The organism is Nostoc sp., from assembly GCF_036917655.1.
Taxonomy (GTDB): domain Bacteria; phylum Cyanobacteriota; class Cyanobacteriia; order Cyanobacteriales; family Nostocaceae; genus Nostoc.
In genome coordinates this window covers 1-11,298 of the sequence record NZ_JBALCY010000054.1, presented here as the reverse complement: position 1 = coordinate 11,298, position 11,298 = coordinate 1, and the positions used below count along the sequence as shown (strand labels likewise).

Below are 11,298 nucleotides of genomic sequence, written 5' to 3'. Positions count from 1 at the left end.
AAAATAAGAGGATTCCGGATAGAGCTAGGAGAAATAGAAGCAGTTCTCAATAGCCATCCTCAAGTCCAGCAAGCAATAGTAATAGTCAGAGAAGACATTGCAGAGAACAAACGTCTAGTAGCATATTTAGTCACTTTAGATGAATCTCTAAATAATAATCAACTAAGAGAGTATCTCAAACAAAAGCTACCAGAATACATGATGCCATCAGGCTTTGTCGTCTTAGAAACACTCCCCCTAACACCCAACGGCAAAATAGACTATAAAGCATTACCAGTACCAGACGAAATTAGAGACATAACAGACGAATACATCGCACCAAGTACAGAAATAGAAGTAATTTTAAGTAATATATGGCAAGAATTGTTACTCAAAGAAAAAGTTGGCATCCACGACAACTTCTTTAACTTAGGGGGAGATTCCATTATCAGTATTCAAGTAGTTTCTCAAGCCAAAAACTCAGGAATACAAATCACGCCCAAACAAATATTCCAGAATCAAACCATAGCGAAATTAGCCAGAGTTGCCAACACAACACTTGGAGTAAATGCACAACAAGGAATAGTAACCGGAACAGCTCCTCTAACACCAATTCAACAATGGTTCTTTGCCCAAAATCGTCTCGAAGCACACCATTATAACCAATCATTTTTACTGAGAATTCCCCAAAATCTGTCAAAAGAAATACTGACTCTAGCTCTGGAAGAATTAATAGAACACCACGATGCACTGCGTTTAAGATTCACATCACAAGCAGCAGAATATTCACAAATAGACCCTAAAAAAGAGGGAAACGTACCGCTATCCCTAGTAAATTTATCATCAACACCTCTTGAAGAACAAGCAGAAGCATTAGAGAAAATAGCCACAGAACATCAAGCTAGTTTAAATCTATCAACAGGACCGATAATACGAGTGGTGTTGTTTAACTTAGGTCGAGGCGAAAAACGATTGCTAATAATAATACATCACCTAGCAGTAGATGGAGTAAGTTGGCGAATAATTATACCAGACCTAGCAACAATCTATCGACAAATAGAGGCGAAACAAACCATAAAATTGAGCGCCAAAACAACAGCGTTTAAAGATTGGGCAATCAAATTAAAAAAATATGCTCAATCAGAAATTATTAAACAAGAATTAGACTATTGGCTCAACCAACCTTGGTCTCAGACAACACCAATACCATTAGATTATGTTAATCTTCAACAAGAAAATACAGTAGGTAGTGCTGTGGTTATATCGATGAAATTAAGTGCAAAAGAGACCCAAGCTTTGCTATTGTCAGTAAACGAGGCTTACAATACACAAATTAACGATATACTGCTTAGTGCATTAGTACAAGTATTAGCAGGGTGGACAGGAAATTCAACGGTACTAATTGACTTAGAGGGACATGGCAGAGAAGAACTATTTTGTGATGTAGACTTATCGCGGACGGTAGGTTGGTTTACCAGTTTGTTTCCAGTATTATTGCAACTCCCAAAATTAGACCAACTAGCATCCGTTCTCAAGTCAATAAAAGAACAATTACGAGCTATTCCCAATCATGGTATTGGCTATGGCATTTTGCGTTACTTGTGTGAAGAACCTAATGTTAATGAACAACTACAGACAATTCCGACTTCAGAAATTAGTTTTAACTACCTAGGACAATTTGACCAAGTGCAATCAGAAACTGATTGGGAATTTGCACCTGAGTCTATTGGAGCTAACCAAAATTTAAAGCAAACTCGTGACCATATATTGGATATTAATGCTGTAGTATTAAAAGGTGAATTACAAATTGATTGGGCTTACAGTAGTCATATTCATACTAATGCCACAGTGGAAAAATTGGCACAGAGCTATATACAAGCAATCAGGTCAATAATAAAACATTGTCAGTCACAAGATACTAAAGGATATACACCATCGGATTTTCCAGATGCACAATTGAATCAATTAGAAATCGATCAGTTATTAACTTCTATCAAACATGGTATGCACAATTTATAAGTTGTTTGCACTGCTAACTTTTACTGTTAAATTAATCAGAGATTACTTATTAGGTTACATTTATGTCAATAGAAATTGAATCAGTTTATCCACTTTCTTCCATGCAGCAAGGAATACTGTTTCACAGCCTTTATGCTCCTGAGAGTGGTGTGTATTTTGAGCAGATTACCTTAAGTTTAAAGGGGAATCTCAATGTTATTGCTTTTGAATCAGCTTGGCAAAAAATTGTAGATAGGTATTCAATTCTCAGGACATTTTTTATTTGGGAAAATCGCCCATTTCCTTTACAAGTGGTGTTGAATCAGGCAACTTTACCTTGGAGTAATTTAGATTGGAGTTCATTCCTGTCGGCAGAGCAACAACAACAATTGTCAGAGTTGTTACAAAGAGAAAGACAAAAAGGTTTTGTCTTGAACCAAGCACCATTAATGAGATGTACGTTAATTAAACTAAGTGATGAGACCTACCAGTTCATCTGGAGCTTTCATCATATACTCATTGATGGTTGGAGTTTATCAATTATCTTGAAAGAGGTTTTCAATTTTTACCAGTCCCAACGAACTGGTGAAATTTGTTATTTACCAGCACCAGTTCCCTATCAAGATTATATCACCTGGTTAAATTCTCAAAACACTGAAGCAGCTTTTGAGTTTTGGCAACAAACTTTGCAAGGTTTTAGCGCACCAACTCCTCTAGTAGTAGATAAAACTAAGTCGGCTCAACAGACAGACTCGAATTACTCGGAACTGGAATTACGTTTAGGAGTGGAAGTAAGTAGTGGATTACAAAATGTCGCCAACCAAAATAATTTAACTTTATCCACTATAGTACAGGGAGTTTGGGCATTACTATTGAGTCGTTATAGTGGGGAAAAAGATGTCGTATTTGGGGTAACAGTTTCCGGTAGAAATGCCAATTTGTCAGGGATAGAAAGTATAGTGGGATTGTTGATCAACACCTTACCATTACTTGTACGAATATCGCCCTCAAAGAAACTAATACCTTGGCTGGAACAAATCCAGCAATCAATCTTGAAACTACAGGATTACTCTTACACGCCATTGTTTGAAATTCAAGCTAAGAGCGAGGTACCAGGGGGAATACCTTTGTTTGAGAGTATTGTGGTCTTTGAAAATTATCCAGTTGAGAAGACTGGATTTAATGAAGAGGATTCACTACAGCTAGGCGAGATAAAGGGGTTTGAACAAACTAATTATCCACTGACTATATTATTAGGAATGCCAGCGAATGAGTTGTTAGTTAAGATAAGTTACGATACTCTTCGGTTTCAAGAAGATACGATAGAGCGGATGTTAGGACATCTGCAAACCATTTTCTCAGCAATTGTGACTAATCCTCAACAAACTGTAAGTGAATTGCCTTTGTTAACTGAAACAGAACGCCATCAATTGTTAGTAGAGTGGAATAATACTGAGAGTGAATATCCAAAAGATAAATGTATTCATCAATTATTTGAAGAACAAGTAGAACTTACCCCAGATGCAGTTGCTGTAGTCTTTGAAGAAAAGCAGTTGACTTATCAGGAATTAAATCAAAAAGCCAATCAATTAGCACATTACTTGCAAAGTTTAGGAATAAGACCAGAAGTCTTAGTGGGGATATGTGTAGAACGTTCCCTAGAGATGGCGGTAGGACTATTGGGGATACTCAAAGCAGGTGGAGCTTATGTACCGTTAGATCCGAATTATCCAGCAGAACGGTTGAGTTATATGTTGGAGGACTCACGAGTAGAGGTGTTGTTAACGCAACAAAAGTTATTGTCATCTTTTCCATCATCTTTTAGGATACAGGTGGTGTGTTTAGATAGAGATTGGGGGATCATTGAACAACAAAGTCAATTCAATCTGGATACTGGAGTAGATTCAGAGAATTTGGCTTATGTCATCTATACTTCGGGTTCCACAGGGCAACCTAAAGGAGTTGCCATGAATCATCGCCCGCTTGTGAATCTTATACTTTGGCAACTGAAAAAATCCTGTGCAAAATATGGCACAAAAACAGGGCAATTTACACCAATAAGCTTTGATGTTTCCTTCCAGGAAATCTTATCTACTTGGTCTTCAGGAGGAACTTTAGTATTAATAACGGAAGATGTGCGAAGAGATGGAACGGCATTGTTACAGATGCTTGCACAACAAGCAGTCGAAAGACTATTTCTACCGTTTGTTGCTCTGGAACAATTAACACAAAGCGCTTCTAATATTCAATTTCTACCTCACAATCTTCAAGAACTGATTACTGCTGGAGAACAATTAAAAATTACTCCTGCACTAACAGATTTTTTGAATAAGCTTCCGAATTGTAGATTAGAAAACCAGTATGGACCGACGGAAAGCCATGTCGTAACAGCATTTCCTTTACAAAGCTATTCCAATATTTGGTCATCACTTCCACCAATAGGTCGTCCCATAGCCAATACACAGATATACATCCTAGACAACCAACTTCAGCCAGTACCCATTGGAATCATAGGCGAAATCTACATCGGAGGAGATGGATTAGCTAGAGGCTACCTCAATCGTCCAGAACTAACAAACGAAAAATTTATACCTAATTCTTTCAATCCCTCTCAATCTCCACGCCTTTATCGAACAGGCGACCTAGCTCGTTATTTACCAGATGGTAACATAGAATATCTGGGACGCATCGATAACCAAGTGAAGATAAGAGGTTTCCGTATTGAACTAGGGGAAATAGAAGCAGTTCTCAACAGCAACTCTCAAATCCAACAAGCCGCAGTCATAGCCAGGGAAGATATTCCAGATTACAAACGTCTAGTAGCTTATGTAGTCACCCAGGATGATTCAGTCAACAGCAATCAATTAAGAGAAGACCTCAAACAGAAGTTACCAGAATACATGGTACCATCAGTCTTTGTCTTCTTAGAAAACCTACCCCTAACACCCAACGGCAAAATAAACCGTAAAGCATTACCAGCACCAGAAGTCACCAGAAATATAACAGACGAATACATCGCACCAAGTACAGAAATAGAAGTAATTTTAAGTAATATATGGCAAGAATTGTTACTCAAAGAAAAAGTGGGTATCCACGACAACTTCTTCAACTTAGGGGGAGATTCCATCCTCAGCATTCAAGTAGTTTCTCGAGCCAAAAACTCAGGAATACAAATCACACCCAGACAAATATTCCAAAATCAAACCATAGCCGAACTAGCCAGAGTTGCTAACACAACAGTTGGAGTAAATGCACAACAAGGAATAGTAACTGGAACAGCCCCTCTAACACCAATTCAGCAATGGTTTTTTACCAAGAATCGCCCCGAATTACACCATTATAACCAATCGTTTTTACTACGTCTTCCTCCAAATCTATCAAATGAAACTCTTGCTCTAGCCCTGAAAAAATTACTAGAGCATCACGATGTACTGCGTTCAAGATTCACATCACAAACAGCAATATACCTACCAATCAATTCGATCGAAGACCAACGAGTATTAACCGTAGTAGATTTATCATCAACACCTCTTAAAGAACAAGCAGAAGCACTAGAAAAAATAGGTGCAGAATATCAAGCTAGTTTAAATCTGTCAACAGGACCGTTAATCCGACTGGTGCTGTTTAACTTAGGTCGAGATAAAAAACAATTACTAATCATAATTCATCACCTAGCAGTAGATGGAGTAAGTTGGCGAATTATCCTCCCAGACCTAGCAACCATCTGTCAACAAATAGAGGCGCAACAACCAATAAAACTGAGTGCCAAAACAACAGCATTTAAAGATTGGGCAGTGAAATTAAACAAATATGCTCAATCAGAAATTCTTAAACAAGAATTAGACTATTGGCTGAATCAATCTTGGTCTCAAAATCAACCATTACCAAGAGATTATGATTACACTCCATCAGAAAATTTAGTGGTAAATACTCAACAAGTATCAAGGAAGTTGAGTCTTGAAAAAACCAGCGAGCTACTAGGTTCAATCAATGGGGCTTACAATACGCAAATTAACGATATACTACTAAGTGCTTTAGCCAAAGTTTTAGCAGAATGGACTGGAAATTCAACTAGTTTAATAGACTTAGAGGGACATGGTAGAGAAGATTTATTTGAAGATGTAGACTTATCAAGAACAGTAGGTTGGTTTACCAGTTTGTTCCCAGTCTTGTTGAAAATCCCCGAAATAAAACAACCAGCAGAAGTTATCAAATCAATAAAAGAACAATTAAGAGCCATTCCCAAAAAAGGCATAGGTTACGGAATTTTAAAGTACTTGTGTGAAGATGCCACTATCCAAGAACAAATACAAAAAATTCCCAATCCAGAAATAAGTTTTATCTATTTAGGACAATTCGATCAAGTACAAGCAGAAAGTGCAGGTTTTTTTGTCCCAGGCTCAATGGGAACAGGAGGTGAGCAGAGTATAAAGCAATATCGTGATAATTTATTGCAAGTAAATGGTCTAGTAATAGAAGGGGAATTTCAAATAAATTGGGTTTACAGTTCTCAAGTTCATAGTCGCGCAACTATAGAGAATTTAGCCGATAACTATATTCAAACCATCAGAAATTTAATTGAACATTGTCAGTCATACGAAGCTTTTGGGTATACACCATCTGATTTTCCTGAAGCGCAGTTGAATCAAGAGAAAATAGATGAATTATTAGCGCTTTTGGGAAATCCAAAAATTGAATCAATATATCCCTTATCCCCCATGCAACAGGGGATGCTGTTTCACAGTATATATGCACCGGATAGTGGAATATATTTTCAGCAGCTGACATTAAATTTGAAGGGGGATGTCAATGAAGCGGCTTGGGAATTAGCTTGGCAAAAAATAGTTGATAGATATTCAATTCTCCGGACATTATTTGTTTGGGAAAATTGCCACACTCCTTTACAAGTGGTTTTGAAACAAGTAACTTTATCTTGGATTAATTTAGATTGGAGTTCCTTATCCTCCACAGATCAACAACAAGAATTTTCAGATTTTTTGTTAAAAGAACAAGAGCAAGGTTTTACCTTCGACCAAGCACCATTGATGAGGTGTAGATTAATTAAACTAAGTGATGAAACTTACAAGTTTGTCTGGCTTTTTCACCATATACTTATCGATGGATGGAGTTTACCAATTATCTTGAAAGAGGTTTTTAGTTTTTATCAAGCCCAAGAAACTGGGGAAAATTGTGATTTTCCAACAGCCGTTCCTTATCGAGATTATATCGCTTGGTTAAATTCTCAAAACGCTGAAGCAGCTTTTGAGTTTTGGCAAAAAACTTTGCAAGGTTTTAATGCACCTACACCCCTACTAGTAAATAAAACCAAATCACCTCAACAAATAACAGACTCGAATTACTCGGAACTGGAATTACGTCTAGGAGTGGAAGTAAGTAGTGGATTACAAAATGTCGCCAACCAAAATAATTTAACTTTATCCACTATAGTACAGGGAGTTTGGGCATTATTATTGAGTCGTTATAGTGGGGAAAAAGATGTCGTATTCGGGGTAACAGTTTCCGGTAGAACTGCTAATTTATCAGGTATTGAAAAAATTGTGGGATTGTTCATCAATACCTTACCATTACGCGTGCAAATATCGCCCTCAGAAAAACTAATACCTTGGTTGAAAGAAATTCAACAGTCGATGTCGAAATTACAGGATTACTCTTACACGCCATTGTTTGAAATTCAAGCTAAGAGCGAAGTAGGAGGAGGAACACCTTTGTTTGAGAGTATTGTGGTCTTTGAGAATTATCCAGTTGAGAAAACAGGATTTAATAAAGGGGGTTCGCTACAGTTAAGCGAGGTAAATGGGTTTGGACAAACTAATTATCCACTGACTTTAGTGGCAATACCTGGGGATGATTTGTTAGTTAAGATAAGTTACGATACTCTTAGCTTTGAAGAAGATACAATGGAGCGGATGTTAGGACATCTGCAAACCATTTTCTCAGCAATGGTGGCTAATCCTCAACAAACAGTGGCTCAATTGCCTTTGTTAACGGAAGCAGAACGGCATCAATTGTTAGTAGAATGGAATCAAACGGAGAGTGAATGTCTAAAAGATAAATGTATTCATCAATTATTTGAAAGACAGGTAGAACTCACTCCAGATGCAGTTGCTGTAATTTTTGAAGAGCAACAATTAACTTATCAACAATTAAATACTAAAGCCAATCAACTAGCATATTACTTGCAAAGGTTAGGGGTAAAACCAGAAGTCTTAGTGGGGATATGTGTAGAACGTTCCCTAGAAATGGTAGTAGGAATATTAGGAATACTCAAAGCAGGTGGGGCTTATGTACCTTTAGATCCTAATTATCCAACACAACGGTTGAGTTCCATGTTGAATGATTCAGGGGTAGAGGTGTTATTGACCCAACAAGAATTATTGTCATCTTTACCATCGTCTACGATACATAAGGTATGTTTGGATAGAGATTGGGGGATCATTGAACAACAGAGTCAGGCGAATCTGGATACTGGAGTAGATTCAAAGAATTTGGCTTATGTTATTTATACTTCGGGGTCTACAGGACAACCTAAAGGAGTTTTAGTTGAGCATTATGCTCTAGTTAATCACTGCCAAAATATTCAAAATGTTTATCATCTGATACCAAGCGATCGAGTTCTTCAATTTGCTTCAGTTAGCTTTGATGCTTTTATAGAACAAACTATCCTTCCATTAACTATCGGTGCTGCAGTAGTAGTGCGTAACGAAGAACTATGGCAAGCATTGCAATTCCAAGAGCAGATTGACAAATATGGAATCAGTGTTATCAACCTACCACCAGCCTATTGGCAACAATTAATTGGGCAATGGGTTAACTGCAAACAAACAGCACCAAAAGACAGCCTGAGACTTGTTATTATTGGTGGAGATGCTATGCCACCAAAAGCAGTGAAATTTTGGCAAAAAACATCTTTAGCATCGGCGCGCCTTCTCAATGCATATGGTCCGACAGAAGGAACCATCACATCAACTGTTTTTGAAGTAAACTCTCTAGCGAGTTTTCAGAAGCTTGCTGATAGTATTCCTATCGGGCGTCCCATTGTTAACGCCCAAATATATATTCTAGACACATATCTACAACCAGTACCCATAGGTATTCCAGGTGAACTATACATAGGAGGGGATGGCTTAGCTAGAGGCTATCTCAATCGTCCAGAATTAACAAATGAGAAATTTATTTCTAATCCCTTCAACCCTTCCCAATCTTCTCGTCTTTACCGAACAGGAGATAAGGCACGTTATTTACCAGATGGAAATATAGAATTTTTAGGACGGATAGATAATCAAGTAAAAATAAGAGGATTCCGGATAGAGCTAGGAGAAATAGAAGCAGTTCTCAATAGCCATCCTCAAGTCCAGCAAGCAATAGTAATAGTCAGAGAAGACATTGCAGAGAACAAACGTCTAGTAGCATATTTAGTCACTTTAGATGAATCTCTAAATAATAATCAACTAAGAGAGTATCTCAAACAAAAGCTACCAGAATACATGATGCCATCAGGCTTTGTCGTCTTAGAAACACTCCCCCTAACACCCAACGGCAAAATAGACTATAAAGCATTACCAGTACCAGACGAAATTAGAGACATAACAGACGAATACATCGCACCAAGAACACAGAGTGAAGAAATAATAGCCAACATCTTTGCAATAGTTTTAGGAGTAACTAAAGCCGGAATCTACGATAACTTCTTTAACTTAGGCGGACATTCCTTACTCGCCACTCAATTAATATCTAGATTGAAAGAAACCTTTCAAATAGAAATACCGCTAAGAAAAGTATTTGAATCGCCTACTGTAGCTCAACTAGACCTTAGCATCAATCAATTGCGGACATTAGGCGCAGGCTTAAATTTACCATCAATTAAACCTATAGCAAAAGAAATTGAAGTCCTACCCCTATCGTTTGCCCAAGAAAGACTATGGTTCTTAGATCAACTAGAAGGCGGTTCAGCCATCTACAATATACCAGCAGCCATTCGCCTCACTGGTAATTTGGAACTTAATGCCCTCCAACAAGCCCTCAAAGAAATAGTACGCAGACATGAAGTATTAAAAACTAGTTTTCCAACAGTTAATGGGAAACCAAGACAGATAATTAACCCAGAAATCACCTTAAATATCAAGGTGAGAGACTTACAACATCTAGAAACAACAGAACGAACAAAAGTTTTAGAGCAACAAGTAATAGAAGAAGCATCCATCCCCTTTGACCTAGAAGTAGCACCCTTAATCAGATGTAATCTCTTAAAAATATCAACTACAGAACAGGTCTTACTATTAACAATGCACCACATTGTGTCAGATGGTTGGTCAATGGGGATATTCATCCAAGAACTATCAAGTTTATATCAAGCCTTTTGTGCAGGTGAAACAACACCTTTAGCAGAATTACCTATTCAATATGCAGACTTTGCTGTTTGGCAAAGAGAATGGTTAAAAGGAGAAATATTAGAAACCCAACTAGATTACTGGAAGCAACAATTGCAAGATGCACCAGAACTATTACAACTCCCTACAGACAGAAGGAGACCGAGTGTACAAACTTACAATGGAAAAACCCACAGATTTAGCTTAAATCAGGAATTAACCCAGAAATTACAAAAACTCTCAAGGGAGTCAAACACAACATTATTTATGACACTGTTGTCCGCTTTCCAAACATTACTATACCGTTATAGTGGACAAACAGATATTTTAATAGGCTCACCAATAGCTAATCGCCATCACCGAGAAATAGAGCCATTGATTGGCTTTTTTGTGAATACATTAGTTTTAAGAAGTAAATTTGAAGATAACCCCAGTTTTGAAGAGTTGCTTAAGCAAGTCAGAGAAACAACATTAAAAGCGTATGAACATCAGGACCTACCTTTTGAACAGGTAGTTGATGCATTACAACCAGAACGCACTTTAAGTCATTCACCCCTATTCCAGGTCATGTTTGTCCTGCAAAATACCCCAATGGGTTCTCTAGAATTACCAGGGTTAACTTGGAGTCAGTTAGATCAGGATTTTCCCATAGCTAAGTTTGATTTAACTCTCAATATATCAGAAACTTTTCAAGGCTTAGAAGGAGGATGGGAGTATAATACTGATTTATTTGATAGCTTAACTATTGAGCGGATGGCTGCAAATTTTGAGAACTTATTGTTAGCCATAGTTGCTCATCCTCAAATGGCTGTAAATGAATTGCCTTTGTTAACTGAAGAAGAACGGCATCAATTATTAGTAGAATGGAATCAAACGGAGAGTGAATATCCAAAAGATAAATGTATTCATCAATTATTTGAAAAGCAAGTAGAAC

Annotated in this window: 2 protein-coding genes; both read left to right on the top strand. The window is 37.5% G+C overall.

Translation table 11 applies throughout. The annotated features are described in order from the left end of the window. On the top strand, positions 1–1,998 hold a 1,998-nt coding region (locus V7K30_RS18440), incomplete at its 5' end, for a condensation domain-containing protein (RefSeq protein WP_335001654.1). A 62-nt stretch (positions 1,999–2,060) separates the two neighbouring features. Continuing rightward, positions 2,061–11,298 (top strand): amino acid adenylation domain-containing protein (locus V7K30_RS18435; RefSeq protein ID WP_335001652.1); only part of this gene is annotated, 9,238 nt, incomplete at its 3' end.